This window comes from Streptomyces flaveolus (genome assembly GCF_044765825.1).
Lineage (GTDB): Bacteria > Actinomycetota > Actinomycetes > Streptomycetales > Streptomycetaceae > Streptomyces > Streptomyces flaveolus.
In genome coordinates this window covers 199,411-224,350 of sequence record NZ_JBIWKU010000002.1, presented here as the reverse complement: position 1 = coordinate 224,350, position 24,940 = coordinate 199,411, and the positions used below count along the sequence as shown (strand labels likewise).

Below are 24,940 nucleotides of genomic sequence, written 5' to 3'. Positions count from 1 at the left end.
GCGCGCGCCGCAGCCCCACCGCCCCTGGCCATGCCCCGCCCCAGCCCACCGGGCCTCCATCTCGCGGGAGACATCATGAAGACCCTACGAGCCGTCCTCGCCACCACCGCCTGCGCCGCGCTGCTCGCCGCCTGCGGTGGGGGCACCGAAGCCGGCGGCGGCAAGGACGGCGAGGAGACCCTCACCCTGGCCTCCGTCGACCAGGGCTCGGTCGAAGACGTCGTGGAAGCCTTCGAGAAGGCCAACCCCGGGGTTGACGTCCGTTACACGACCAGCAGCGCCGACCAGTACCAGCAGCAGATCCGCACCCAGCTCTCCTCCGGCACCGCGCCGGACGTGATGTCGGTGTGGCCGGGCGACGGCAACCCGGCCGCCACGCACGTCCTGGCCGAGCCGGGATACCTGCGCGACCTCTCCGACCGGCCCTGGGCGGTGAAGCTGCCGTCCGCCACCCGGAGCGTCGCCCAGTACGACGGCAAGACCTACACCGCGGTCTTCGGGCAGAACGGCATCGGCGCCGTCTACAACGAGCAGGCCCTGCAGAAGTCCGGCCTCACCGCGCCCACCACCTGGAGCGAACTCCTCACCTTCTGCAAGGACGCCGCGGCGCGGAAGACCCCCGCTTTCGCGCTCGGAATCCAGGACAACTGGGTCACGCAGATCGTGCAGTACGCCCTTGTCGCCACGACCGTCTACGGGCCTGAGCGGACCTTCGACACCAAGATGCGGGCCGGACAGGCCACCTTCGCCGACTCGCCCTGGCGCACCGCGATGGACAAGTACCTGACCATGGAACGCACCGGCTGCTTCCAGAAGAATCCGCTGGGCACCACCTACGAGGCCAGCCAGCAACTGGCCGCCACCGGGCGCACACTGGGCATCGTCCAGGGGAACTGGGTCATCGCCCTGCTCAAGCAGAAGAACCCCCAGGCCACCTTCACCCTCAAGCCCCTCCCCGCCGACGACCGTCCCGCCGATGCCTTGATTCCCGCCGCGGCCGGAGCCGGATACGGCGTCAACGCCAAGGCGAGGAACGAAGACCTCGCCCTGAAGTTCGTCGACTTCGTCATGTCCCCCGCAGGCATGAAGCTCTACGCGAAGAAGCAGGGCGGCCTGCCCACACTCCCCGACACCGGCTACGAGGCCGACCCGTCGCTGGCCGAACTGTCCCGCTTCATCAGCGACGACCGGACCGTGCCCTTCATGGACCAGCTCTGGCCCAACGCCAAGGTGCAGCAGACCATGCTCAGCGGCCTGCAGGAGATCCTCAGCGGCCAGTCCACACCCGAGGATGTCCTGAAGGCCATGGACGCCGACTACACCTCCGGCTCCTGACCACCCCGGCGCCCCGTCGTCGCACCCCACAGTCGCCGTCACCCCGCCCGGGGCCCGACGGTCCCCTCTCACCCATCCCGTACAGCGAGGAGCTTTCAAGATGTCCGCAGAGCCGCGCGACTTTCTCAGCCGCAGACACGTCGTGGGAGTCATGGTCGCCGGGACCGCAGGCCTGACGCTGCCCATCGTGGCCGCCGGGCCCGCCGGCGCCACCCCAGCCCGGGGAGAGAAAGTGACCGCCACGGTCGGCCACCTCGGCGTCAACGGCCGCCTCGACCAACCCCTCGGCGTCGACGACACCGCCCCCCGGCTCAGCTGGCGGGTGACCACGGCACAGCACGGATGGCAGCAGGCCGCCTACCAGATCCGGGCCGCCGGCACTGCTCGCGACCTCGCCCACGGACGCCACTTGTGGGACTCGGGACGGGTCCGTTCCGACGCCCAGACCGACATCCCCTGGCGTGGGCGCGACCTCGGCTCCCGACAGCAGGTGCACTGGCAGGTCCGCGTCTGGGACCGGCAGGGCAACGCCACGGCCTGGAGCACTCCCGCCATGTGGGAGATGGGCCTGCTCAAGCGCAGCGACTGGGGCACAGCCCAGTGGATCGAGCACCCCGCCCGCAGCATCAGCGACCCCCTACCGATCTTCGCCCGCACCTTCACCGTCACCCACCCCCGTACGAAGATCGTCAAAGCCCGGCTCTACCTGTCCGGCGTCGGGCTGCACATCGCCCGCCTCAACGGCCGGCCAGTCACCGACGAGGTCCTCGCCCCGGGCAACTCCAACTACCAACTGTCCACCGAGTACCGCGCCTACGACGTCACGCGTCTCGTCCGCGCCGGCACCAACGTCATAGGCGTCGAACTGGGGCACGGAACCGCCCTGGTCACCCGTTCCGTCACCAACCCCACCACCGGCCGGACCGCCCCGTACAGCTGGTGGCAGAGCCAGACCAAGGGCAGCGGCACCCTCGCCGCCCCGGCCGCCGTCGGCGACACAACCGTCAAGCTGAGCGCCACGACCGGCTACCACGTGGGCGGCACGCTCAACATCGACACCGGTGACGGCGGCGAGAGGCTGGAACCGCGCACCATCACCGCCATCGGCACCCCCGGGACGGAAGGCACCGGCATCAGTTTCCATCCCGCCCTGAAGAAGGCCCACGGTGCCGGCGCCCCGGTCACCGGCTCGGGCAACTCCCTGGCCGGCACCGACCCGAGCGCCGGCGCTGCCGTCACCCCCCGCATGATCGCCCGGCTGGAAGTCACCAGGGCCGACGGCAGCGTCGAGACCGTCGTCAGCGACCGCTCCTGGAAGACGGCGCTCGGCCCCACCGTGACGAACAACTGGTACTCGGGCACCGACTACGACGCCCGCCGTGAGCAGGCCGACTGGACGGCTCCCGGCGCCGACCACGGCCACAACGCCAGGCGCCGGGACGGCTCACCCGTCGGCTGGACCGCCGCCGGTATCGCCCCGCCGCCCAACCTGACCACCGAACTGGTGTGGCGCGCCGGCGAACCGGTCAAGATCGCCGACCGATTCCGGCCCGTCTCCGTCACCGAGCCGAAACCGGGCGTCTGGGTGTTCGACTTCGGGCAGAACATCGCCGGCTGGCCCCGGCTCACCCTGGACGGCAAGATCCCCGCGGGCACGACCGTCACCATGCGGCCCGCCGAGTCCCTCAACGCGGACGGCACCGTCAACCAGAACTCCATCATGGGCGGCGGCGGAAGCCGCGGCACCGACGTCTTCGCCGCCTACACCACGCACGGCGACACCCGGGGCGAGAGCTGGCACCCGGAGCTCAACTACTTCGGCATGCAGTGGGTGCAGGTCACAGGCCTGCCCGAGGGCTACCGGCCCACGGCAGAGACGATCACCGGACTGCAACTGCATGCCGCCACCCCCGCCGCCGGCCGCGTCGACACCTCCAACGACCGGATCAACCGGATCCACACGATGTCCCGGTACTCGATCATGAGCAACCTCATGTCGACGTTCACCGACTGCCCCGGCCGCGAGAAGCTCGCCTACCCAGCCGACTACCTGCAGCCCTTCCACTCCCTGCACCGCCACTTCGGCTACGCGGCCTACCTGCGCACCATGCAACGCCACCTCGCCGAAGGCCAGTCCAGATCGGGCGACAACATCGGCAACGTCGCACTCAAGGCACCCGTCTACGACTGGGGCTACACCGGCCGCTTCGGTGACGAGATCAACTGGGGCAACGGCATCGTTCTCACCCCCTGGTTCCTCTACGAGACCTACGGCGACACCCAGACCATGGCCCGCTACTACCCTCAGATGCAGGCATTCCTGAACTACATCCGGACACGGAAGGCCGGCACCGGGGCAGAAGCCCACATCGTCGACGCCGCCCTGGGCGACTGGATCGCCGCCGAGACCACCTCCGGCCGCATCACCGGCACTTGGGGCTACCACCAGGTGGCCGACCGCATGGCAAAGATGGCCACCCTCCTCGGACGCCGTGCCGACGCCGCCGAGTACCGTGCCCTCGCCGACAACATCAAGACCGCGTTCAACGACGCCTTCTACAACGAGACCCTGGGCCGCTACACCAGCCAGGGCCGACAGGGAACGGACGGAGCGACGCAGGCCGCCCAGGCACTGGCCCTGGACGAAGGACTCGTCCCGGACAGCCAACGCGCCCGTGTTCTGGACGCTCTGGTCGAACTGATCGAAGGCTTCCGGCCCTTCGGTGGTGGAGCGCACTTCAGCGGCGGCACCATCGGCCTGGCACCCATCGTGCGCGCTCTCATGGACGGCCGCCGCGATGACGTCATCTGGAAGGTACTGCAGGAGGACACCCAGCCCAGCTACGGCTACTTCATGGCGCCCACGACCGCCAATCCAAAGGGCCTGACCACCATCCCGGAAGAGTGGGACATCCGGAACTCCAAGAACCACATGATCCTCCTCCAGATCGAAGAGTGGTTCCACGGGGGCTTGGCCGGCATCCGCCAGGCCCCCGGCTCCACGGGATACCGCACGCTGGTCGTCGACCCGCGGTTCGTCGGCGACCTCACCCACATCGACGGCGCCTACCAGACCCCCTACGGCGACGCCGTATCGCAGTGGACCTTGAAGGACGGAACCCTCCGACTGACCGTCCAGATCCCGCCGAACACCACCGCCGAGGTGTACCTCCCCAAGGGCAGCCGTTCCGCCCAGGAGGTGCCCCGGGACGCTCACTACCAGCGCTCCGAGGGAGACCGCTCCGTGTACAAGATCGCCTCCGGGCTGTACCGCTTCACCGTGCATGGCGTGCGCCCAGCGGTGTAGTCACCGGTCAACGCCCTCTGTCCCGACGGCGCGTTCGCAGACCCTCTCGCCTGCGGACGCGCCACCCCGGCAGCATCAGGCGAGCAGCAGTGATTCGGGGGCAGCTTCGGACAACGTGACGTTCCCTGCGCTCACGTCCCCTCCGGTAAACCAGCCCGAGTGAGGTGTGTTGATCAGCTGTGAAGCGGCCGAGCGCTCAGCGCCGCTTCCCGGTCTCGGGGGAGGTGATGCCGTGGCTGGCGCGGCGCATGGCCTCGTACAGTGCGGCGTCCTCCGGAGGCTCGGGGAGCGGGCCGCGGGCCGGGGCCTGGAAGGACTGGATCATCCACGCGACGAGGCGACGCCAGGCATCGGGGGCGGCGTCGCCGGTGGCGCTGAGGACGCCGGAGTTGGCCATCAGCAGCAGGACGAGGTCTCGGCTGGTGAAGTCCTCGCGCAGCCGTCCGCTGTCCTTGGCGCGGGCGATGAGTTCGAGGAAGCCCTGGTACGCCTGGGCGCGTAGTTCCTCGAGGGCCTGGGCGGCGGGGAAGGTCATGGTCAGGATGTCGGCGAAGCCGCGGTCGGCGGCCTGCATCGCACAGACTTCCTGGATGTAGCCGGTGAAGCCACTCCAGGGGTCGGGGTCGGCGAGAGCCTCGGCCGTGGCCTGCGCGTATCCCTGCATGCGATCGGCGAAGACAGCGACGACCAGTTCCTCCTTGGTGGGGAAATGACGGAAAAGGGTGGCGATCCCTACCTCCGCCTCCCGGGCGACCGAGGCCATCGACGCGTTCAGCCCGTCGCGCCCGAAGACCGTGCGCGCGGCGGCGATGATGCGGCCCCGGTTGCGCTCCGCGTCGCTGCGCTTGGTCGGGGCTGCGGTGTCGGGCGTTCTGGAGGTGCCGTCGGTGTGCTGGTCTCGGGGGGTCATGCCGATCAGGCTAGCAAACCGGAAAGCCTTATCCGATTCCCGTGCTACGCTCGATCGTGAACCGGATAGGGCTTTCCGGATTCGGAAACGGATAGCCCTTTCCGCTCCGTCTCTCGAAAGGCTTCTGCCATGCCCACCATCGCCATCGTCGGTGCCGGCCCCCAACTCGGTCTCGCCATTGCCCGCACGTTCGGAACCCGCGGCTACGACGTCGCACTGATCTCCCGTGACCGGGCCAAGCTCGAGGGCCTGGCCGGGGAACTGGCCGCCGAAGGCATCACCGCGGCCGCATTCCCTGCCGACGTCCTTGACCGCGACGCGCTCGCCCAGGCACTCAAGGGCGCCGCCGCCCGCTTCGGCGGAATCGACGTCCTGGAGTACTCCCCGGTCGGCACGATCGGCTCCACCACCCTGACCACCCCGAGCGCGACCGAGCCGGCTCATGTGCAGCAGGAGATGGAGTTCCAGCTCTACGGTGCGATCGCCGCCACCCGCGCGGTGCTGCCCGCCATGCGCGAGGCCGGGGCGGGCACCCTGCTGTTCACCACGGGGGCCGGCTCCATCGACCCCGTACCGCAGGTCGGCAACGTCAACGCCGCCGCGGCGGCGTTGCGCAACTGGGCCGTCAACCTGCACAAGGAGCTGGACGGCTCCGGCGTCCAGGCCGCCCATGTCGGCATCGACGTGTCCATCGGCATGTCGGTCGTCCCCGGTTTCCCGACCGCCGAGCCGGAGGAGATCTCCCCGGTCTACTGGGAGCTGCACACCACGCGCCGCGACCGGGCCGAGGTCGTCTTCAGCCGCTGACATCGCGCCCGGCCCCCCGGCCGCCTTCCGTGCCGTTCGTGGCCACGCCGCGCGTCTTCGTCGCGGCCTGGCCATAGGGCCGGCGGAGACGTCGTTCCCCCGGTGACGGAGGTGACGTCGAGTCGAGGCCCGTGAATCCAGGGGCGCGGGACACGGGCCCTGGCTCCGCCGGCACGCCTCAGGAGGCCGCGGTGCCGTACACCTCGACTGCGCGGAAACGGCCTTGAGCCCGATGGCCGTGGGAGTCGTAGCAGGTGGCGTCCGGCAAGTGAGACAGGACTTGTCGGGTACCTGGCGGAGGTGAAAACTGACCGGCATGATCGAGCACGCGTACCTGAGCCGTCGACTCCATGTCGACCTGGCCTACGCGTGTTCCGCGTTGTGTAGCCCCGTGGCCACCTGATTCCGCGACCCACCCTTCCGACGCCTTGGGGCGTCGGTTCTCTCTCGTCGGCGGCCCGGTACGACGCTCTTCCGTTTCCGCGACCGGCCGGGGCCGTCCTCTTCCTCCGCCGGCGCCTTCTGGCGCCGCCTGTCGACAGGACTTCGACTCGATGCCTTCCGTCCGCCTCTCCCATGCCGGTGTGTTCGCCGCAGCCTTATCGCTCGCGTTCACCGCCGCGCTGTCACCTGCCCAGGCACAGACAACCGGCTTCGGACCGCTCCCGCCGCACAACCCGTACGCCGGGCCGGACGGAACCGCGACCATGCACGGCGACACCGGTTCCTCCGACGCCACGCCCTTGCCGGGACCCGGGCCGGGCCCGCTGGCCTCGAAGCGGATCGCGCTGCAGTCGGCGTGCCCGACCATCCTCGTGGGTGCCGACGGGTACCCGGTCGCTCTGTGCACGCCGATCCTGACCCGCGTCCCTACGGTGCACCTGCTGGACCCGGGGACGGGCGCGTCACTGGCCGGCTTGCCCATCGCCAAGGGATCGCTGCTGGGAGGGGTCTACGCCTACCTGGACCACGAGGACCGGCTCGTCGTGGTGGACGGCGACCGGAACCTGCTGCGTATCGCGCACCGCAAGAAGGCCGGCGGCGGCTGGGAGCTGTACGTCGAACGCACGCTGTCCTTGGCTTCGGGCGTCCCGGAGGGCGACTCGGTCACCGGCCTGGCGCCCGACTGGCAGGGCAGGGTCTGGTTCGCCACCGGGGGCGGTGTCGTCGGCACCGCGAACGAGGCGACGGGCACGGTCCGTTCCCTCACGCTGCCTGCGGGCGAACGCGTCGACAACTCCATCTCCACCTCGCCCGAGGGGACGGCTGTCGCCACGTCGCACGCGACCTACCTGTTGACCGCGGGAAGGGACGGTACCCCGACTGTTTCCTGGCGCCGGACCTACGACCGAGGCGCGGCCCGACGGCCCGGACAGCTGAGCTGGGGCACAGGATCCACCCCGACCTTCTTCGGCCCCACCACCGGCACCGACTTCGTCACCATCGTCGACAACGCCTCACCCACCGTGAACCTTCTCGTCTACCGTACGGACACCGGAGCCCAGGTTTGCTCCACGCCCGTTCTGGCGGCCGGGGGCAGCGGGAGTGAGAACTCGCCGATAGGTGCCGGCCGTTCCGTCTTCGTGGCGAGCACGTACGGCTACCCCTACCCGGCGGTGCCCGAGGGCGCAGGGGAGAGCGTGCCTGCGTCGGCCGACTTCACCGGCGGCCTGTCCCGTGTCGACGTACGCGCCGACGGCACTGGCTGCGACCTGACGTGGGACACCACGATTCGGTCAGCAGCCGTTCCCCGCCTGTCCACCGCCGACGGCCTCATCCATACCGTCGTGCGCGGCTCCGTTCTTCCGGGCAGTGACGGTACCTCCCTCCTGGACCCCTACTACTACGTCCGGATCGATCCCGACACGGGCGCCATCGTGCGCAGGCACTATCTGGGGGCCTCCTCCCTGTACGACACGCTGCAGATGGTCGGTTCCATCGCACCCGGTGGTGTCCTGTACCAGGGCACGATCACCGGTGTGGTGCGGATCGCGGAGAGGTGAGCGCCCGGCCGGGTTCGCGCCCCGAGGCCGATCGCTGCCCCGGCCTCTGACACACCCCGCGGTCGTACGTAGTCGCCGTCGGGCGCCTCCCGTGAGGAGCCCGACGGGTCAGTCCGGCCAGTCCAGTGAGAAGCCGCGTGAGGGACGGCTGACCGTTCCTCCGCCGAAGCGGCTGAGCGGTCGTGGATCGTGGACGGCACTCTTGCCGGTTCCCTTGGTGCTTTTCTGACCCCCCGTCGAACAGGCAGCCCCGTGAAGGCCCGGGGCCTAAGGCGTCACGGGTTCCAGCCGCAGCCGTCGGGTCGGCCAGGGCGGTGGCTCGGCCGGACCGAACCAGACCCGGACGTCCTCCCCGGTGCGGACGGGCAGCGGGGGGAAGTCGTTCTCAGCGTGCTCGGTGCGGTGCAGCGCATGGCCCGGCTTCAGGTACCGGGCGGCGTACGCATCGAAGGCGGCCGAGTCGGCGGGGTGACACACGGTCGCGAACACTTCACCGGCGCCGGACGGAGGCGTGAAGCCCGGACCGCGCAGCAGCAGGACGTTGTCGCTGTCGACCATGGTGGCGTTGGCCGCATCGCGGTGCTCCCGCCAGACCGGGCCGGTGTAGAACGCCTCCAGCGCGCGCCGACGGTGCGCCATGTCGGGGAACGCGCGCAACCAGACGAAGCGGTCCGGGTCGTCCAGGTCGCGGAAGCGGCCTCCGACGGTGATGCCGACTGCCTGCTGACCGGTCACGAACTCGCGCTCGAACAGCTCGATCAGCGTCTCCCGGGCTCCGGGATGGAGGGTGTACTGCCGGAGTTCGACGATGCTCATGCGTCGACCTGCGCTCTGCGGGCGAGATCCGTGACCCAGTTGAGTTCCCAGGAGCGGCCATCGTCGGGGGAGAGGCCCTGTTCCCAGCGGGCAGTGTGCGGGCCGAGGCGGTACCGGGCGAAGTGCACTCGGATCGGCCGGTCGTGGTAGGTGTCCTCTCCGTGGAAATCACCGCGGTCGCCGGGGAAGGCGCCGACCACCGGCGGATCCAGTCGGCCCTTCCGGCTGTCGGACCAGTGGAGAGACCATCGTTCCGTCTCCCGGTCGAACAGCCGCAGGGTCATGCCCTGACGGGGAAGGGTGGGAAAGGTGATCTCGTCGGTGTTGCCGGCACCCCCGAAAGGCGGCCGGACCACCGCGTGGAGGAAATCGAAGTCGTCCATGCGCCGCAGGCTAGGGTCGATCCACTGACATCTTCTGTCAGTGGATACTGAGCGGCATGCGTGCGAGTCGGCTGGTCACCCTGCTTCTGCTGCTCCAGAACCGGGGTCGGATGACGGCCCGGCAGCTGGCCGAGGAATTGGAGGTCTCCGTACGGACCGTTTACCGAGACGTAGAGGCGCTCGGCGCCGCCGGTGTCCCGCTGTACGGTGACGCCGGACACGCGGGCGGCTACCGGCTGGTCGAGGGCTACCGGACCCGGCTCACCGGACTGACCGCAGACGAGGCGCAGGCCGCGTTCCTCGCCGCACTCCCCGGCGCCGCCGCCGACCTCGGCCTCGGCGAGGCGCTCGCCACCGCCCGGCTCAAGCTGCGGGCCGCTCTTCCTGAGGAACTGCGCGAGCACGCCGAGCGGGTCCAGGAGAGCTTCCTGCTCGACGCCCCCGGCTGGTACGGCGACGTCGACCGTACGCCTCACCTGACCGGGGCCGCCGCCGCGGTGTGGGCACGGCGGGCGGTGGTACTGCGGTACCGGCGCTGGCGGGCGCCGGAGGAGATCGAGCGGCGGGTGGAGCCGTATGGGCTCGTACTCAAGGCCGGCCGCTGGTACCTGGTCGCGAACGGGCCGAGCGGGATCCGCACGTACCGGATCGACCAGATCCTCGAACTCCGGCTCCTTGAAGACGAGTTTGCCGTCCAGGACGGGTTCGACCTGGCCAAGCACTGGAACAGCTCTCTGGCCGACTTCCGAGCGCGACTGCATACCGGGGAGGCCCTGCTACGGCTCACCCCGGAGGGTGCCCGCCGCCTCGGCGTCTCGCCCACCGGTGACGGATGGACGGAGGCCCGGGTGCCCATCGAGTCGATCGATCACGCTTACGGAGAGTTCCTGCGGCTGGGTGCCGACGTCGAGGTCATGGCACCGGCTGAACTCCGTGACCGCATCGCCGAGACGGTGCGGACCCTGGCCACCCGCTACGAAGGGTGGCCACGGGGAGAGCGTTCGTCGGATCGGGGCACCGACCGACCGCACCCTGCCCCCTGTTCCCACGCACGTGTGTAGGACCTCGTAGGCATCTTCACCCGAGCAGTGCAGCCTTCTTGACGGCGATCGCCTGTGCCGGGTCGCGGCGTATCCGGTCGGCTTCACCGCGGCGTTCCGGTCAGGGCAGCGGGGACGGGTACCTCCTGGTCCAGCCGCCGTCGAAGAGCGCGGTGACGAGGCGGGCGTCGTCGTCGGGGAGCGGGCGTCGTCGGCAATGGCACGCAGCCATTCTTCTCCGCCGACCCGAAGGCGCATTTTGATCGATCATTCCTCAGCTCTTGACTCCGGCTTAATGCCCAAGCAACATCCTCACGCACCTTGTGAGAATAATTCTCACTGTATGAGAAGGGCGTGGCTATGAAGGTCGGAATTCTGGGGCTCGGTGAGGCCGGCACCCTGTACGCGGCGGGGTTCGCCGAGCATGGCTGGCAGGTGAGCGGTTTCGATCCGGCGGACATACCCGCCCCGCCGCACGTCGAGCGGGCGACCACGGTGGCCGAGGCCGTGCGCGGCTGCGACCTGGTGCTGGGGCTGACCGGGGCCAAGGCGGCCCTGGAGGTCGCCCGGCAGGCGGCTCCGCACCTCGGGGCGACCACGGTGTACGCCGACATGAACGCCGGCGCCCCCGAACTGAAGCGGCAGATCGCCGAGGCAGTTGGCGCCGCCTCGAAGGCGGTGTTCGCCGATGTGTCCGTCCTCGGCTCGGTTCCCAAGCACCGGCACCGCACCGCCCTCGTGGCCAGTGGCCAGGGCGCCGCGGTGATCGCCGACTGGTTCGGCTCGCTGGGCGCCCCCGTGGAGGACCTCGGGGCCGAACCGGGAGCGGCATCCTCACGCAAGCTGCTGCGCAGCCTCTTCATGAAGGGCCTGGGAGCCATCATCGTCGAGGCGGTGGACGCCGGGCGTGCGGCCGGGGACGAGCAGTGGGTCCGGGAACAGATCGCCGCCGAGCTCGCCGACGGTGAACAGACGGTGGAGCGCCTCTACGCGGGGACGTACAAGCACGCCGAACGGCGCGCACGCGAGGTGTCGGCGGCCGCCGAACTCGTACGGGACCTCGGCCTCGACACGGGACTGGCCCGGGCCATCGGCGACCTCCACGCCCTGGCGGGTCGTCCCGAGGGACTGAAGGACACCGCGCGTGTGACGCCTGAGCTGATCGCCGCGTACGAGGGACTGGTGACGGCGAACATCGGTGACGCCACGGAGCGGCTCGGGCTGCTGGACTCGGGCATCAGCGCGCTGTGGCCTGGTGCGCGGGCCGTGGGCCGGGCGCTGACCGTGTGGACCCGTGCCGGGGACAACAAGGCGTTGCAGCAGGCCGTCAGGTTGGCCGAGCCCGGTGACATCATGGTGGTCAACGGCGAGGGGGACACCTCCCGTGCGCTGGTCGGTGAGCTGATCGCCGAGCGTGCCCGGGCGCGGGGCGTGGTGGGTATGGTGCTGGACGGTGCCGCCCGTGACGTCGAGGTTCTCCGGGAGATGGGTTTCCCCGTGTGGGCGCGTGCGGTGACACCCGCGGGCCCGTACAAGTTCGGGCCGGGAAGGATCGGCGTGCCGATCGCGGTCGGCGGTGTCGTGTGCCGGCCCGGTGACCTGGTGGTGGCCGACGGCGACGGCGTCGCGGTCGTCCCGGCAGATCAGGCGGTCACCGTCCTGGCTGCCGCCCGCGAGGTCGAGGCCGAAGAAGAACGACGACGTGCGAGCATCCGCGCCGCGGCCGCCGCCGTGCCAGGAGGAACATCGTGATCGCCGTTTGGGCACTGGGCTGCTACATCGCGGCCATCATCGTGTGGAACGCCGCCCTGAAACGCAACATCGGCGAGGCCCTGATCGTCGGCTTCCTGGTCACCGGCCTCTTCGCCGGCAGCGACATCGGGCACGTCATGTGGGACGGATTCGCCGAGGCCATGCAGGAGGAGGTCACCTTCGCCGCGCTGGCGTTCGTCTTCATGAGCTACCTGCTCGCCCGCACGCCGGTACTCGACCACCTGCTGGGCATCCTGAACTCCCTGCTGGGACGGTTGCGCGGCGGCCCCGTCTACACCTCCACCGTCGCCGCGGGTGTCTTCGGCGCCATCGCCCACGTCGGAGCCGCGGTGACCGCGGCGGTCGGCTCGGTGACGATTCCCTGGATGAAGCGCTCCAAGGTGAGCGGCGAACTCGCCGCCACCGTCGCGGCGGGTGGCGCCGGCATGGGCGTGACGTTCCCCTTCAGCTCCACGATGTTCATCCTGATGGGCACGGCCGGGGTGGCCTCCATGGCCACCACCGACGACATCGTCCTGCCCTTGTTCCTCGGCGGCCTGTGGTGTCTGGGCTACCGCCTGGTGGCCGCCTTCATCATGGTGCGCCGCCACAAGATCGAGCCGATGGACCGGGCCGACCTGATGCCCCTGCGCACCAGTCTGAGCGTCGGCTGGACGAGTCTGTTCCTGTTCGCCGCGATCCTGGTGCCGCTTTTGCTGACCCGTGGACCCACGGGCGGTGCACTGGACGGCTGGGTGGGCGTCAACATGTCGGACGCCATCAGCCTGATCACCTGGATACCCGTCCTGCTGATCGCCACGGTGCTGATCCTCGGCCGGCGCCACCTGCCGCGCTCGGGCCGTCAGTGGTGGGACATCCTCGGCGGTGCCGCCCCGCAGTTCGGGGTCATCGGGGTGACGATCGTGGCCGCCTTCTCCGCCTCCAACGTCCTCGGAGCGCTCGGGCTGCCCCAGCAACTCACCGACCTGCTGGCCGGAGTCGACGCCCCGCTGTGGATCATGGCGCTGATCGTGGGCGTGCTGGTGGTCGGCGTGGCCATCCCGCTCACCGCCAGCGCCACCATGGCGGCCATCGGCCCCGTCGCGGTCTCCTCACTGGTCGGCGCCGGTGTGCCGCCGACCACCGCCTGCGTCGCGGTGCTCATCTTCGCCTCGACCGAGGGTGCCTCACCGCCGTCGGGCGCCCCCATCTATGTCGCCAGCGGCATCGCCGGCATCGACCCGGCCCGCACCTTCGTACCGCTGGTCGCCTACTACTGCATCCCCATCCTGCTGATCGGCGCCGCCGTGGCCACCGGCGTCCTGCCCGTCTGAACCGGAGGCCGCACCATGGTTCACCGTCTGCTGGAACTTCTCTTCCGCCTCAGCGTCGTCGTCTTCCTCGTCGGAGGCGTCGTCATCGTCGCCGGCCAGGCCGTCGCCATCGCCGCCGGGAACGCGTCCTGGGTGGAACAGGTGGCGACCGCCGCCGAGCCGCCCACCTGCATCGCCGCGAGCATCTGCGGCATCCTCTCCTTCGTCCTGTCGTACCGCTCGATCCCGCCGTCGGACGAAGGGGACGGCATACGGGCCGGCGACCGTGCCGACACGGCCGCCGTCGCGAAGTGAGTCCGCGGCTCCTGGATGGATCTTGTGCGATCCACATCCTGCTCGCATGCTGATAAGTCTTATCGAGATTCCGTGTGCCGAGCAGACCATTCAGGAGCCCGTCCATGACCAGCGCGCCCGCCTCCACCATGCGTTCCCTCGACCGGGCCTTCGACGTCCTCGGCGTGCTGGAGGACACCCGTCAGCCGCTGCGCCTGAGCGAGGTCGCCCGGCGTGCGGACCTGCACGTGGCCACGACCCAGCGCATCCTCAACGTCCTCCTCGAACGGGGCTGGGCGGCGAAGGAGGACATCGGCTACGTCGCCGGTCCCGCCGCCCTGTCCACCGCCCACGCCTTCCTCGTCAACAACCGCCTGAGCCAGGTCGCGCTCCCCGTACTCCAGGAGCTGGCCGCGAGCACCGGACTGACCGCGAGTCTGTACGTCCGCGTGGGCCTCGCCCGCGTCCTGATCGCCCGCGTCCAGGGACGGAACCCCCTGCGCTACCAGCTCCCCATCGGTGAGAAGCTCCCCCTGCACCTCGGCGCCGGCAAGGCCCTGGCCGCGTGGCTGCCCGAGACCGAAATGCACACGCTGATCGAGCAGCGCACCCCGTTCACCCGGATCTCCGGCGAGCAGGTCACCGCCGAGGACCTCGCCGCAGACCTGCACCGGATCAAGCAGGACGGCTACGCCCTCTCCCTGAGCGAGCGCGTACTGGACGTCACCGCCGTGAGCGCGCCCGTCCACCGCGCCGAGCACCTGCTCGGCGCCCTCAGTGTCACGGGCCCCAGCGGCGAGATCACCGAAACCGACCACCCCCGCCTCATCGGCGAGGTACGCCGGGCCGCCGACGCCGTCGCCGCCCGCTGCCCCTGACAGAAAGCCACCCCGTGTCACTGCCGACCTACCAGCAACTCACCGAACGCACCGACGCGCCCGCCGGATCCAGCTGGCATCTGTTCACCGGTCAGCCCGAGCGAGGCATGGCCAACTTCGCAGGACCCCGCCAACTCCTGCGCGCGGCCCAGAACATCGTCCAGGGCCGCGCGGTCAACCTGGACTACGCACTCGACGCCTTCGACCCGCCCATGTCCAAGGCCCGCGGCATTCCCCAGCACCGCATCACCGCCAAGCACGACCAGGCCCGCGACGACGTCCTGGACGACTTCCACCTGCAGGCCACCACCCAGATCGACGGTCTGCGTCACCGCCGCGCCTCCGGCCACGGCTTCTACAACGGCGTGCCCGACCACGAGATCACTCCGCGCAGCCCCCGCCTGGGAGTGCAACTGTGGGCCCAGACGCCCCTGGCCGGACGCGGCCTGCTGATCGACGTCGACGGCCTGCTGCGCGACCGCCACACACCCCTGGCACACGCCGACGGCCCCGCGCTCACCACCGATCTGCTGGACGAGGCACTCGACGCACAGGGCTGCCGCGTCGAGCCCGGCGACCTCGTCATGGTCCACACCGGCTGGGCACACTGGTACCTGACCACCAGCCCCCAGCAGCGCGCCGAGACCCGTGCCGCACGTCGTGCCACCGGCTTCGCGCAGAGCCGCGACTTCGCCGCCTGGTGCTGGGACCACCGCATCGCCCTCATGGCGACCGACACCTTCGCCGTCGAGGTGCTCCCCGTCGTGCCCGACAGCGACTTCCACGACACCGCTCCCGAGGACAACGGCATGATGCACCAGGAGCTGATCGCCATGCTGGGACTGCCGCTGGGCGAACTGTGGAATCTCACCGCCCTGACGCTGGACTGCCGCGCCGACGGCCGCTGGACCAGCCTGGTCACCGTCAAACCCCTCAACCTGACCGGAGGCGTCGGCTCCCCAGCCAACGCAGTCGCACTTCGCTGAGGCGAAGCAGCCTTCACGGCCCACCGTCAAGACTCGCTCTGCTCGCGAGCTCGTCCGGGCACGCAGGTCACCATCACCGACGTCGGCGAACCCCCTCCCCGGCGACAGCACCGGCCCGCGCCTGCGTCAGTACGTCGACGACGTCGAACGCGTACGCGGCGCAGGCAGGTCGCGGAGCAGGCGTCGAGCAGCTGGTCGGAGCCGGTCGGTGCGGTGGGCCAGGGCCTGCGCGAAGGGGCCACGTCGCCGACGGCGAGGTTGAGGCCCTTGGCGCCGGTGGGCGCGACGATGTGCGCGGCGTCACCGGCGAGGAAGAGGCGGCCGTGCCGCATGGGCTCGGGTACGTAGGAGCGGCGTCCCGTGATCACGACAGGAGTGTCATGACACCGTAACCGCGCTTCCCAGGGGGTCGCCGCACCGTTCAGGATGGTGATCGACAAGGCAGAGACCAGCCGGAATGACCAGTCCGGCCCGGCCACATCACCATCAGCAGGGGGAGTCCCACCATGCTTCGCACGCACCGCCGCAAGTCCGTCCTCGCCGCCGCGGCCCTGGTGGCCACGACGATGCTGCTGACCGCCTGTCAGGGAGAGGACACGCAGGACGGCGGCAAGTCGACCGGGGCCACGGCCTCGGACTCGGCCGCCAAGGGGAAGTCCGACGACGGCGGGAGCGGCGCCGGCACCGGCAGCGAGTCCCCGTCGGGCGGGAAGGGCTCGAAGAGCGGCATGGTGTCGGGCAAGTGGGTCGGCACGGTCTCCTACCTCGCCCCCGGCAAGTACACCGTCACGGACGCGAACGACGCGGAGCAGGCGTTCTTCACCTCCGAGGACACCGACATCGAGGGCGCGGGCAAGATCTGCGGTGACGCGGACGGCCAGGCCGCCACGCCGTGCACCGAGGAGGAGCTCGAAGCCGCGGCCAAGAAGGGGTTCGGAGCGACGGTCGACGTCAAGAACGGAGTGGCAGTCAGCATCATCGAGGACCACACCGACAGCGGCACCGGTACCGGCGGCGGCAACGGTATGGGCGAGGGCGAGAGGTCAGGGCTCTTCTCCGGCACGCTCGGGTACATGGCCCCGGGCAAGTACTCCCTCAGCCGCGACGGCGACGAGCGTGCGTTCTTCACCGCCACCGACACCGTCATCAACGGCGCCGGCTGGATCTGCGGTGACGCGGAGACCGTCACGCCTTGCACCGAGGAAGACCTCGAAGCCGCGGCCAAGAAGGGCAGCGTCGCTGTCGCCGTCCAGGTCGCGGACGGGGTCGCCGTCACTATCGACGAGGAGCACAACTGATCGCGGACCCGAGCGGGGCAACGGGTCGACGTGCTCTCCACGACGCTCCGCGACGGCACCTTCCACGAACTCCGAATTCCACGTCCCGCCCGACGGGAACGCGGCCCGTCCTTCCCGTTCACAGATCCGGTGCCGTCCCTGATCACTTTCGGTTTTTCCGGGCGGAGCACCGTCAGGCCGCAGCCCGCGCGAACCGGGCTCCCTGAACCGGTTCCAACAGAGCCCCCGGGCTGGCTCGAGGTTTCGTCCGTTCCTTGCCGAAGCGCCCCGCCTCGGCGTTACCGTGAAGACACGCCAGCAACGCCCAGGAGTCCTCGATGAGTCAGCGGCCGGCCCCCGCGCCTGACCGTCAGCCCCTCGATGAGAATGCCGTCGCGTCGGTCCAGACCGCGTCATGATTGCGATCAGCGTCTACCCCGAGCTGGGCACCCCCGTGCCTGGCACCCTGCTGTGCGACACGTCGACGACATCGACACGGTGCGCGTCATCTACTACGTGACCGCCCTTCGACAGATCACGATCGTGGAGGCGTAGAGGTCTTTCGAGCACCTGTGCAGCGCCCCGGACCACTGACTGGTCCGGGGCGCTGCCTGCATGCGCTGCATGGTGCGGCCGGGGGCGTGGCGGGCGGTGCCGCATGAGTGCCGGACGCACCGGGGAGTGTTCGCGCGCCGAGCCGGTGCCTGGGCGGCACGCGGGTGCTGCTCGGCCTGCAGGCCCGCGCTGCGCTGGGTCAGCTGCTGGTAGCCCGCCGTGCTATCGAGCTTGGGTTCGTCTTCCGCAGGGCGTCGAGGCGGGGCCTCGGGTTACAGGGCGTCGGCGTCTTGGAGGTGTGGGGTCGCGCTGTCCGGCACGCCCAGCGCGCTGAACTCTCCCCGGGACGGCGGGGCGTCGGCCACGGACGCCCGGTGGCAGGGCTGCAGATGAGGCGTCGGGTTGTCAGGTGGCCGTGCCGGTCGGGCGCGGCGCGGGTGCGTGTGGTGGGTGGGGCGGTCGGTCGGTCGGGGTGATGGTGTGCTGGTCGGGAACGACCGTGGTGGGGCCTATGGCGGTGTGGGAGTGGATGCGGTACCCGGGCCGAGGGTGATGCGGCTGCCGGTCTGGACACGGTCGCCGATGAGGGCGCCGAAGCGTGGGGTGCGGCAGCGGTAGAGGCTGTCGGGCAGCCGAAGGATCGTGTCGCGGTTGGGGCGGGTCATATCGGTGGTGAGGTGGATCGCTGCGGCCATGACGTCGGCTGAGAGGTGGGCGTGATCGCCTACGAGGGTCCGGTTGAGGCCGATGCGGTGGCCTAGAACGGTGCCGGCACCGAGGTAGGTGTTGGTGACTTCGCAGTTGAAGCCGACCCTCACGCCGGGGGAGAGGAATGTGTGGCCGCGGACGGTGGTGAACTCCCAGACGCGCACATCGGCGCTGATGATGACGTCCTCGCAGTCGAGCAGGGTGGTGGTGACCACGCCGACGGTCCACATCATGCGGGTGAGCGGCCGGTGGTCGTAGTGCTTTCTTCCGAGGCGTACTGCGTCGAGAGACCGATCCGCTCGCGACCCGGCGTTCCTAGGGTGATTCACATGAGCGACGCGGCGCAGAAGACCTCCCACGACCGGGCTCTGGACGTCGTCCGGGGTTACGTGGACCATGACCCCGTCGCGGTTCACGAGGCGCTGGAGGGTCTGTACGCGGGCGGCTCGTTGGAGGTGTACGCCATCTTGAACGGCCTGTTGCGCTCCACCATCAGCATCATGGAGCTGACCGGCAGGCCGTGGCGGCTGGACGACCTGGTGCGGCGGGCAGACGAGATCGCCGTCTCGGCCCCACCGCACTACGAGTTCGCCGTGGCGGAGGCGACACGGGCGTGGGCCCGCGGAGACGAGTCAGCGATGCGCGCGGCCTCGTGCCGGGACCTCACCGGGGCCGTGCACATCACGGCGGTCGGCGTCACCGTTCTGGGGCTGGCGGTGTGGGGCCGGACCGGTTTCCTCGATGTGCTCGCGGAGTTCCACGAGGCCGCACGCGCCATCGCCGACGAGTGGGTCTACGACGTCTCCGAGCGCTCGTAACTCCGCGCCCCCTGACTCTCGCCGGCTTCGTCGTCGATGCCACCTCTCTGCGGAGCCGGCGAGAACCCCCACCCAGGACACACATGAACTTCCAGACCCCGCTGTCGGCTCTGTTCCCCGGAACCTCGGGCCGACTCCTCACCGCCCTCGTCGGCCATCACATCGCCCAGGCGGACAGAGCGCTGCCCCTCGAGGAGTTGTCCAGGAACGCGGCGGTGACGTCGACGCAGTTGGAAGCGGCGCTCTTTCGCCTTGGTCTGCTCGGCATCATCGAGCCCAGGCGCAAGGGGGAAGCCGTACATCTCGTCACCGGCCATGTAGCCTGGGGCGCCCTGCGCCAGCTGGTAGACCTACGCGACGCCGTTGCCGACATGGTCCGTCGGGAGGCACAGGCGCGCCTCCGACCGGCACCGCACTACCTGGCCCTGACCGGCGCCGTCATCGAGGGAACGGCCACACATCCCGCAGACCTGTTGGAGCTGATCGTCGTCCCTCCGCCGACTGCCCAGGCCGACTGGCACGACGGCGTAGCCTCCCTCGTCTCCCACCTGTCCCGGGCACTCGGCAACGTCGTGGTCCACTGCACCGCTCAGGACACCGACGAGGCGGAGGCCAAGGGCGGAGCCAATGCCGTGCGCGTGTTCCTCCCGTGAGAGCGAACGCCCTGGAGACGGGCTTTCATCGTTCGCCGGCCCCGGTCACCCGCCGCACCAGATCCGCCCAAGTGGCCTGGAGGCGCACGGTGGTGATCTGGTCGTCGGTGCGCAGGTGGTCGAGGGCATCCAGGTCGACAAAGGCGAGGAGAGCGTGGGCGAGCATGGGGTGGTCGCCCACCACTCCCGCCTCCCGCAGCAGCGAGGTGACGTGCTGGCGGAAGGCCCGGCCGTAGTGCGAGGTCTGGCGGCGCTCGCTGGAGACCAGGCGCCCCAGTAACGGGCCCAGGTCCGTCTCGTCGGCGACTCGCGCGACCAGGGCGTGCCCGAACGCGATCAGCCGGTCACTCGCGGGCGCCCCGGGCCCCAGCGGCGGCGGACCGAGGGTGTACGCCTCGTAAAACTCCGCCTCGACGTCGTCCAAGAGAGCCAGCAACAGGCCATCGCGGTCACCGAACCGACGAAACAGCGTGCCCTTGCCCACCCCGGCCACCTGCGCGACCTCGTGCATCGTCACATGCTCGGCACCCCGCTCGGCCACCAGCCAGGCGGCCGCCTCCAGGAGCCGGGCACGGTTGCGCGCGGCGTCGGCCCGCTCACCCGTGAGGTTCTCCGGCGGATCGGTCACCGACCACCCCGCGGCACGACCTCGACGTACACGCTTCCGTCCTCGACCCGCACCGGATACACCGGCACAGGCTGGGTCGCCGGCGGGTCCAGGGGCTTCCCGCTGCGCAGGTCGAAGCGGGAACCGTGCAGCCAGCACTCGACCGTGCACCCCTCCGCCTCGCCCTCGGAGAGCGACACAGCGCTGTGCGAGCACACGTCGTGGATCGCGAACACCTCGTCCCCGGTCAGCACGAGCGAAACGGGTACACCCTCCACCTCGAACCGCCGGGGCACGCCCTCTTCCAGCACGTCGAACCGGCAGAGGTAGTAACGGCTGTTGGACATCGAACTCCTCGAAAGCATTCAGTACCAGGGGTGACCAGGCTGTTCCTCAAGCTAGTGACCGGGACCGCTGTCGTTACCGGCCTCCAGTCGGAATTGCGCTCAGCACATGGTCCTAGGGCACGACGAAGGTGGACGGCGCCGGCCTGCGCGCCACCGTCCGGAACGTCGTCCAGGAGGCCCTGTCCCGGCGTTCCTTCGACGCCCGCCGGGTCAGCGAACGGCTGACGCCGCTGGCTCGAGGTGGACGCGGTGCCGGACTGGGGCACCACGGTGACCATGGAAGTCCCCCTCACACCACCCGACACGCCTCGCCAGGACCCGCTGAGCGAGCTGGGAGCGCGCGAGTTGGAGGTGCTGACGCAACTGGCCCGCGGGCGCCGCAACCGGGAAGTCGCCCAGCAGCTGCACATCAGCGAGCCGACGGTGAAGTTCCACCTGGTCAAGATCTTCGACGTGCGGGTTGGGGTTCGTAAAAGGTTCCGTCGCGGAGCATCCCGAAGAGCACGTCGGTTCGTCGTCTTGCGAGGCAGAGGAGAGCTTGGGTGTGGTGCTTGCCCTGGCTGATCTTCTTGTCGTAGTAGGCCCTGGAGACCGGGTCGGCCAGGGCCGCGAACGCGGTGAGGAAGAAAGCCCGTTTGAGCTGCTTGTTTCCTTTCCGGGACGGTTGCTCGCCACTGATTGACGAGCCCGAGCTGCGGGTTGCTGGGGCAAGGCCGGCGTATGCGGCGAGGCGGGCGCCGGACGGAAACGAACGGCCGTCGCCGACATCGATGAGGATCCTGGCTCCGGTCCTGACGCCGATCCCCGGCATGGACGTCAGGACCCTGGAAAGAGGGTGGTTCTCCAGCAGTTCCTCGATCCGTGCGGCGAGGAGTTTCCGCTGGTCAAGCACTGCCTGGAGTGAGCTGGCAAGGCTGGGGACGATCAGTGCTGCCGCGTCCGTGCCCGGAACGACGACGGTCTGCTCGTCTAGCGCGGTGAAGATGTCATCGACGAGACGCTCGGCCATCCGCGGTGCCTTCGGACGGGTCAGCGGCACGAGCCGGCGCCGCCCGGCCTTGCGTATCTGGGCGGGGGACCCGAACTGGTCGAGGAGCTTGAGCACGGCCGGGTGCTGCACTCGCGGCCCCAGGACGCGTTCCAGCGACGGATGGATCTGCGTCAGCAGGCCGCGCAGGCGGTTGCTGATGCGGGTGGCTTCGCCGGCCAGATCGTCGTCGAAGCCGACGATCATCTCCAGCTCGGCGAGGGTTTCGTCCTCAAGATCGACCGATCGGCTGCCGGTGTCCGTCCGGAGGTGGATTGGCGCGAGCTGCGCACGGGGGCGCCGGGCCGCCGCTCCCCGCTCAGCGGCCTCACCCCGGCCGCCGAGGGGCGGGACACGGTACTGATGGCCGGGGTCGGGCGGGTCGCCGGCGGTGGTGAGGGAGGCCGCACGGCCGGGCACGCCCGGCGCAGGGTGCCGATCCGGTTCGCCCCGGTCTCGATGGCGGTCGCCCCCGGGCCTGTGCCGGGTGTTGTCAGGCGTTCGCGGCCGCCTCCAGGGGACTCAGGGTGGCGGCCCGGCGGGCGGGGACGGCGGCTGCGAGGACGCCGATCGCCAGGGAGAGCAGGCACACCAGGAGCAGTGTTCCCCAGGGCAGGACCAGGGTGTACTGGTCGATGGCGCCGTTGGCGAGGGAGCCGACCGCCCAGGCGCTGAACAGGCCGCCCGATAGGCCGAGGAGGGTTCCGAAGCCGGCGACGGTCAGGGCCTCCAGGCGGATCATGCGGCGGACGTCGGCGCGGTCCAGGCCGAGGGCGCGCAGTGCGCCGATCTCGCGGGTGCGTTCAGCGACCGACATGGCCAGCGTGTTCACGATGCCGAGCGCGCTGATGACGACACCGATGCCGAGCATGCCGTACATCACGTCCAGCAGATCGCCCATGGTGCCGGCGGCCTCGTGGACGAGCTGTTCGCGGTCCTGCACCGTGAGGAGGGGGTTGTTGCCCGCGGCGGTGCGCAGCCGGGTCTCCAGTGCGGCCGTTGCCGGGTCGTCGGTGCGCAGCAGAACGCGCTGGACGGAGTCGGGCAGGAAGCTGTTCGCCGCGACCTCGCTGCGGCTGCCGAGCGCGTCGCGGGCGACGGGGTTGTCCTTGTAGACGCCCACGACCTGGTACGCGGCGAAGTCCCCCGCGCGGCCCAGCCGGACGTTCAGCAGGCCGCCGGCGGTCACGCCGCTCTCGTGGGCGAGGGTGGTGGAGATGGCGATCCGGCCCGGGGCCAGGTCCTCGGCCGAGCCGGAGATGAAGTCGAGCTTCATGGTGTCGCGCACGGTGGCGGGGTCGACGCCGGAGATCTGGCGGACGCCGCTGCCGGTGAACAGGGTCGAGTCGGTGATCGGGTGAGCGGCGCGTACGCCGGGGATGTCGGACAGCCGTCTCACGGCGCCGGGGTCGATGCCCGTCATGGTAGAGCGGGTGCTGACGACGTAGTCGGCGCCGAGCCCGGCCGCGGCCTGGCGGTCGAGGGCCTGTCCGGTGGAGTGTCCGATGACTGCGAGGCCGGTGACGAGGCCGGTGCTGATCAGCAGGGTGGCGGCGGTGGCCGCGGTGCGGCGCGGGTCGCGCAGGGCGTTCTCGCGGGCGAGGCGGCCGGAGACGCCGAGGCGCCCGGTCAGCCGCCCCGTCAGCCGGATCACCGGGGCGGCGAGCAGCGGCGCCAGCATGATCAGTGCGGCGGTGAACAGGCCGCAGCCGATCATCGCGTCGCGCAGGTTCTCCTCAGAGGCGTCCTGCGCGTCGCTGAGCGAAATCAGCCACCCGGTACCGAGGGTGAGGAAAACGAGGCCCACCGCGTCGCGTAGCCGGAACCGCTGTGCCGGAGGCGGCTGTTCGGCTGTGCGCATCGCCTCCATGGGCGAGATCCTGGCGGCCAGGCGGGAGGGCAGCCACGCGGCGAGCACGGTGACGCCGACGCCCACGGCGAGCGCCGCGGCGACCGAGCGCGTGCCGATCACCAGGGGGCCGGTGGGCAGGGCGCTGTCGCCGCCGAGGACCTGGGGGAGCACCGCCGCAATGCCCAGGCCGAGCAGGAAGCCGGCCGCCGAGGCGGCCAGGCCGACCAGCAGGGCCTCCAGGAGGACGGAGCGGGACACCTGGCGGCGCGAGGCGCCGATCGCCCGGAGCAGCGCGGTCTCGCGGGTGCGCCGTTTCACGAGCATGGTGAAGGTGTTGACGATGAGGAACGAACCGATGAAGAGGGAGATCCCGGCGAAGACCATCGGCACCTTCTCGTAGCCGCGGGTCAGGGTGTCGACGAGGATGGCCTGCTGGGTGGCCTGGGCCTGGCCCGTGGTGGCCTCGGCGCGGTCGGCGGGCAGCACGGCCGTGACCCGGTCGGCTAGTTCGGACGCGGTGGTGCCGGCGGCGGCGGTCAGGTCGATGCCGGTGTAGTGGCCAGGGGCCGAGAACAGCTTCTGCGCGGTGGTCTTGTGGAAGAGGACGAGGGTGCCGCCGGCGGTGACGCGGGTGTCGTCGGTGGTGACGATGCCCACCAGCCGCTTGGTCATGACCGGGCCGTCCGTGGCCAGGGTGACCGTGTCGCCGATGCGGAAGCCGCCCGCGGCGGCGGTGCCGCGGTCCACGGCGATCTCGCCGCCGGTCGCGGGGGCGCGGCCCTCGGTCAGCGGGTAACGGCTGTCCTTGCCGTCTCTGCCGGGGACGTACGCGCCGGCCAGGTGGGACCAGGTCCGGTCGGCCCGCAGGGGGCTGCCGTCCGCCGCGTTCAGGGTGGCCGAGCCGTCGGCCGACGGGCGTACGGCGGCGACGCCGGGCACCCGGGTCAGTTCCGTGACGAGCGCGTCGTCGAGCACGCCGGCCCGCGACCCGTCGTGCGTACCGGGTTCGGGGGCCTTACCGGTCACGGTGACGTCGATCCCGGCGAAGGTCTTCGACGCGGCGGCGCGATGGGCGGCGGCGGTGGAGTCCGCGAAGACGAGGGTGCCGCTGACGAACGCGGCGCCGAGGCAGACGGCGAGGACGGTCATGGCCAGCCGGGCCCTGTGGGCCAGGAGGTTGCGCAGGGCTGTTCTCAACATGGGGTTTGAGGGCTTTCCGAGAGATTCCGAGGAAGTCGGGGACGTCCCCGGGCGGTACGGGGCGGGCGGCGG

Annotated in this window: 21 protein-coding genes and 2 pseudogenes; 14 read left to right on the top strand and 9 right to left on the bottom strand. The window is 70.4% G+C overall.

The genetic code is table 11. From position 1 onward, the window contains the following. Window positions 1–75: 75 nt before the first annotated feature. Together ACIRG6_RS06195 and ACIRG6_RS06190 are read left to right on the top strand one after the other, a co-directional pair. On the top strand, window positions 76–1,335 hold the full coding sequence (locus tag ACIRG6_RS06195) for an ABC transporter substrate-binding protein (protein ID WP_403321116.1): 1,260 nt from the start codon (window positions 76–78) through the stop codon (window positions 1,333–1,335). A gap of 100 nt (window positions 1,336–1,435) precedes the next feature. After that, window positions 1,436–4,642, top strand: a complete 3,207-nt coding sequence (locus ACIRG6_RS06190) for a family 78 glycoside hydrolase catalytic domain (RefSeq protein ID WP_403321115.1) — start codon at window positions 1,436–1,438, stop codon at window positions 4,640–4,642. Window positions 4,643–4,838: 196 nt separating this feature from the next. On the opposite strand, the gene ACIRG6_RS06185 is transcribed toward ACIRG6_RS06190, so the two are convergent. Then, window positions 4,839–5,552, bottom strand: coding sequence for a TetR/AcrR family transcriptional regulator (locus ACIRG6_RS06185; protein WP_403321113.1), 714 nt, complete (start codon window positions 5,550–5,552; stop codon window positions 4,839–4,841). Window positions 5,553–5,681: 129 nt separating this feature from the next. Here ACIRG6_RS06185 and ACIRG6_RS06180 point away from each other — a divergent pair, with 129 nt between their 5' ends. Beyond that, complete coding sequence (locus ACIRG6_RS06180) at window positions 5,682–6,359, top strand: SDR family NAD(P)-dependent oxidoreductase (RefSeq protein WP_403321110.1); 678 nt, start codon at window positions 5,682–5,684, stop codon at window positions 6,357–6,359. A gap of 554 nt (window positions 6,360–6,913) precedes the next feature. Further along, complete coding sequence (locus ACIRG6_RS06175; protein ID WP_403321108.1) at window positions 6,914–8,362, top strand: hypothetical protein; 1,449 nt, start codon at window positions 6,914–6,916, stop codon at window positions 8,360–8,362. Window positions 8,363–8,629: 267 nt separating this feature from the next. On the opposite strand, the gene ACIRG6_RS06170 is transcribed toward ACIRG6_RS06175, so the two are convergent. Both ACIRG6_RS06170 and ACIRG6_RS06165 read right to left on the bottom strand, forming a co-directional pair. Beyond that, window positions 8,630–9,178, bottom strand: coding sequence for an NIPSNAP family protein (locus ACIRG6_RS06170; RefSeq protein WP_403321106.1), 549 nt, complete (start codon window positions 9,176–9,178; stop codon window positions 8,630–8,632). Next, window positions 9,175–9,561 (bottom strand): hypothetical protein, encoded by a 387-nt coding sequence (locus ACIRG6_RS06165; protein WP_403321104.1) that lies wholly within the window; start codon window positions 9,559–9,561, stop codon window positions 9,175–9,177. The genes ACIRG6_RS06170 and ACIRG6_RS06165 overlap by 4 nt, the downstream gene beginning before the upstream one ends. A 56-nt stretch (window positions 9,562–9,617) precedes the next feature. Between ACIRG6_RS06165 and ACIRG6_RS06160 the strand changes: the two genes are divergently transcribed. The 6 genes from ACIRG6_RS06160 to ACIRG6_RS06135 all read left to right on the top strand — a co-directional run bounded on the left by ACIRG6_RS06160 (window position 9,618) and on the right by ACIRG6_RS06135 (window position 15,824). After that, entirely contained in the window at window positions 9,618–10,622 is a 1,005-nt protein-coding gene (locus ACIRG6_RS06160; RefSeq protein WP_403321102.1) for a helix-turn-helix transcriptional regulator, read from the top strand. A 339-nt stretch (window positions 10,623–10,961) separates the two neighbouring features. Next, window positions 10,962–12,353, top strand: coding sequence for an RraA family protein (locus tag ACIRG6_RS06155; RefSeq protein ID WP_403321100.1), 1,392 nt, complete (start codon window positions 10,962–10,964; stop codon window positions 12,351–12,353). Next, entirely contained in the window at window positions 12,350–13,687 is a 1,338-nt protein-coding gene (locus ACIRG6_RS06150) for a TRAP transporter large permease subunit (protein ID WP_364683466.1), read from the top strand. Before ACIRG6_RS06155 ends, ACIRG6_RS06150 begins: the two co-directional genes overlap by 4 nt. A gap of 15 nt (window positions 13,688–13,702) precedes the next feature. Continuing rightward, window positions 13,703–13,981 carry a hypothetical protein gene (locus ACIRG6_RS06145; protein ID WP_364683464.1) on the top strand — a complete coding sequence of 93 codons (279 nt, stop codon included), beginning with the start codon at window positions 13,703–13,705 and terminating at the stop codon, window positions 13,979–13,981. A 104-nt stretch (window positions 13,982–14,085) separates the two neighbouring features. Then, on the top strand, window positions 14,086–14,838 hold the full coding sequence (locus tag ACIRG6_RS06140; RefSeq protein ID WP_364683462.1) for an IclR family transcriptional regulator: 753 nt from the start codon (window positions 14,086–14,088) through the stop codon (window positions 14,836–14,838). A gap of 14 nt (window positions 14,839–14,852) precedes the next feature. Continuing rightward, entirely contained in the window at window positions 14,853–15,824 is a 972-nt protein-coding gene (locus ACIRG6_RS06135) for a cyclase family protein (RefSeq protein WP_364683460.1), read from the top strand. Window positions 15,825–15,976: 152 nt separating this feature from the next. Here ACIRG6_RS06135 and ACIRG6_RS06130 read toward each other — a convergent pair. Beyond that, a pseudogene (locus ACIRG6_RS06130) lies at window positions 15,977–16,189 on the bottom strand (FAD-dependent monooxygenase); the annotation flags it as partial. Between the two features lie 141 nt (window positions 16,190–16,330). Between ACIRG6_RS06130 and ACIRG6_RS06125 the strand changes: the two are divergent. Beyond that, entirely contained in the window at window positions 16,331–17,122 is a 792-nt protein-coding gene (locus ACIRG6_RS06125) for a hypothetical protein (protein ID WP_403321096.1), read from the top strand. Between the two features lie 1,043 nt (window positions 17,123–18,165). Here ACIRG6_RS06125 and ACIRG6_RS06120 read toward each other — a convergent pair. Next, window positions 18,166–18,597 (bottom strand): LbetaH domain-containing protein, encoded by a 432-nt coding sequence (locus tag ACIRG6_RS06120; RefSeq protein ID WP_364683456.1) that lies wholly within the window; start codon window positions 18,595–18,597, stop codon window positions 18,166–18,168. A 96-nt stretch (window positions 18,598–18,693) separates the two neighbouring features. Here ACIRG6_RS06120 and ACIRG6_RS06115 point away from each other — a divergent pair, with 96 nt between their 5' ends. Beyond that, window positions 18,694–19,182, top strand: a complete 489-nt coding sequence (locus ACIRG6_RS06115; protein ID WP_364683454.1) for a hypothetical protein — start codon at window positions 18,694–18,696, stop codon at window positions 19,180–19,182. 83 nt (window positions 19,183–19,265) lie between these two features. Beyond that, entirely contained in the window at window positions 19,266–19,835 is a 570-nt protein-coding gene (locus ACIRG6_RS06110; protein ID WP_403321093.1) for a hypothetical protein, read from the top strand. A gap of 25 nt (window positions 19,836–19,860) precedes the next feature. Here the strand turns inward: ACIRG6_RS06110 and ACIRG6_RS06105 are convergent, their stop codons facing one another. Together ACIRG6_RS06105 and ACIRG6_RS06100 are read right to left on the bottom strand one after the other, a co-directional pair. Continuing rightward, window positions 19,861–20,463: a TetR/AcrR family transcriptional regulator gene (locus tag ACIRG6_RS06105; protein ID WP_403321090.1), complete on the bottom strand. Its 603-nt coding sequence runs from the start codon at window positions 20,461–20,463 to the stop codon at window positions 19,861–19,863. Next, window positions 20,460–20,789, bottom strand: a complete 330-nt coding sequence (locus ACIRG6_RS06100) for a non-heme iron oxygenase ferredoxin subunit (protein WP_403321087.1) — start codon at window positions 20,787–20,789, stop codon at window positions 20,460–20,462. The genes ACIRG6_RS06105 and ACIRG6_RS06100 overlap by 4 nt, the downstream gene beginning before the upstream one ends. Before the next feature lie 276 nt (window positions 20,790–21,065). On the opposite strand from ACIRG6_RS06100, the gene ACIRG6_RS06095 reads away from it, so the two are divergent. Then, window positions 21,066–21,353 carry a response regulator transcription factor gene (locus ACIRG6_RS06095; RefSeq protein ID WP_403321814.1) on the top strand — a complete coding sequence of 96 codons (288 nt, stop codon included), beginning with the start codon at window positions 21,066–21,068 and terminating at the stop codon, window positions 21,351–21,353. On the opposite strand, the pseudogene ACIRG6_RS06090 reads toward ACIRG6_RS06095, so the two are convergent. Further along, window positions 21,244–22,065, bottom strand: a pseudogene (locus ACIRG6_RS06090) (IS110 family transposase); the annotation flags it as partial. The gene ACIRG6_RS06095 and the pseudogene ACIRG6_RS06090 overlap by 110 nt on opposite strands. Before the next feature lie 244 nt (window positions 22,066–22,309). Continuing rightward, a complete protein-coding gene (locus ACIRG6_RS06085; RefSeq protein WP_403321085.1) occupies window positions 22,310–24,868 on the bottom strand; it encodes an ABC transporter permease in 2,559 nt (852 codons plus the stop codon). Window positions 24,869–24,940: the final 72 nt, after the last annotated feature.

Coding starts and splice junctions, on each gene's coding strand:
- ACIRG6_RS06195 (WP_403321116.1), top strand. CDS start 76: ATGAAGACCCTACGAGCCGTCCTCGCCACCACCGCCTGCGCCGCGCTG.
- ACIRG6_RS06190 (WP_403321115.1), top strand. CDS start 1,436: ATGTCCGCAGAGCCGCGCGACTTTCTCAGCCGCAGACACGTCGTGGGA.
- ACIRG6_RS06185 (WP_403321113.1), bottom strand. CDS start 5,552: ATGACCCCCCGAGACCAGCACACCGACGGCACCTCCAGAACGCCCGAC.
- ACIRG6_RS06180 (WP_403321110.1), top strand. CDS start 5,682: ATGCCCACCATCGCCATCGTCGGTGCCGGCCCCCAACTCGGTCTCGCC.
- ACIRG6_RS06175 (WP_403321108.1), top strand. CDS start 6,914: ATGCCTTCCGTCCGCCTCTCCCATGCCGGTGTGTTCGCCGCAGCCTTA.
- ACIRG6_RS06170 (WP_403321106.1), bottom strand. CDS start 9,178: ATGAGCATCGTCGAACTCCGGCAGTACACCCTCCATCCCGGAGCCCGG.
- ACIRG6_RS06165 (WP_403321104.1), bottom strand. CDS start 9,561: ATGGACGACTTCGATTTCCTCCACGCGGTGGTCCGGCCGCCTTTCGGG.
- ACIRG6_RS06160 (WP_403321102.1), top strand. CDS start 9,618: ATGCGTGCGAGTCGGCTGGTCACCCTGCTTCTGCTGCTCCAGAACCGG.
- ACIRG6_RS06155 (WP_403321100.1), top strand. CDS start 10,962: ATGAAGGTCGGAATTCTGGGGCTCGGTGAGGCCGGCACCCTGTACGCG.
- ACIRG6_RS06145 (WP_364683464.1), top strand. CDS start 13,703: ATGGTTCACCGTCTGCTGGAACTTCTCTTCCGCCTCAGCGTCGTCGTC.
- ACIRG6_RS06140 (WP_364683462.1), top strand. CDS start 14,086: ATGACCAGCGCGCCCGCCTCCACCATGCGTTCCCTCGACCGGGCCTTC.
- ACIRG6_RS06125 (WP_403321096.1), top strand. CDS start 16,331: ATGCTTCGCACGCACCGCCGCAAGTCCGTCCTCGCCGCCGCGGCCCTG.
- ACIRG6_RS06120 (WP_364683456.1), bottom strand. CDS start 18,597: ATGATGTGGACCGTCGGCGTGGTCACCACCACCCTGCTCGACTGCGAG.
- ACIRG6_RS06115 (WP_364683454.1), top strand. CDS start 18,694: ATGAGCGACGCGGCGCAGAAGACCTCCCACGACCGGGCTCTGGACGTC.
- ACIRG6_RS06110 (WP_403321093.1), top strand. CDS start 19,266: ATGAACTTCCAGACCCCGCTGTCGGCTCTGTTCCCCGGAACCTCGGGC.
- ACIRG6_RS06100 (WP_403321087.1), bottom strand. CDS start 20,789: ATGTCCAACAGCCGTTACTACCTCTGCCGGTTCGACGTGCTGGAAGAG.
- ACIRG6_RS06095 (WP_403321814.1), top strand. CDS start 21,066: ATGGAAGTCCCCCTCACACCACCCGACACGCCTCGCCAGGACCCGCTG.
- ACIRG6_RS06085 (WP_403321085.1), bottom strand. CDS start 24,868: ATGTTGAGAACAGCCCTGCGCAACCTCCTGGCCCACAGGGCCCGGCTG.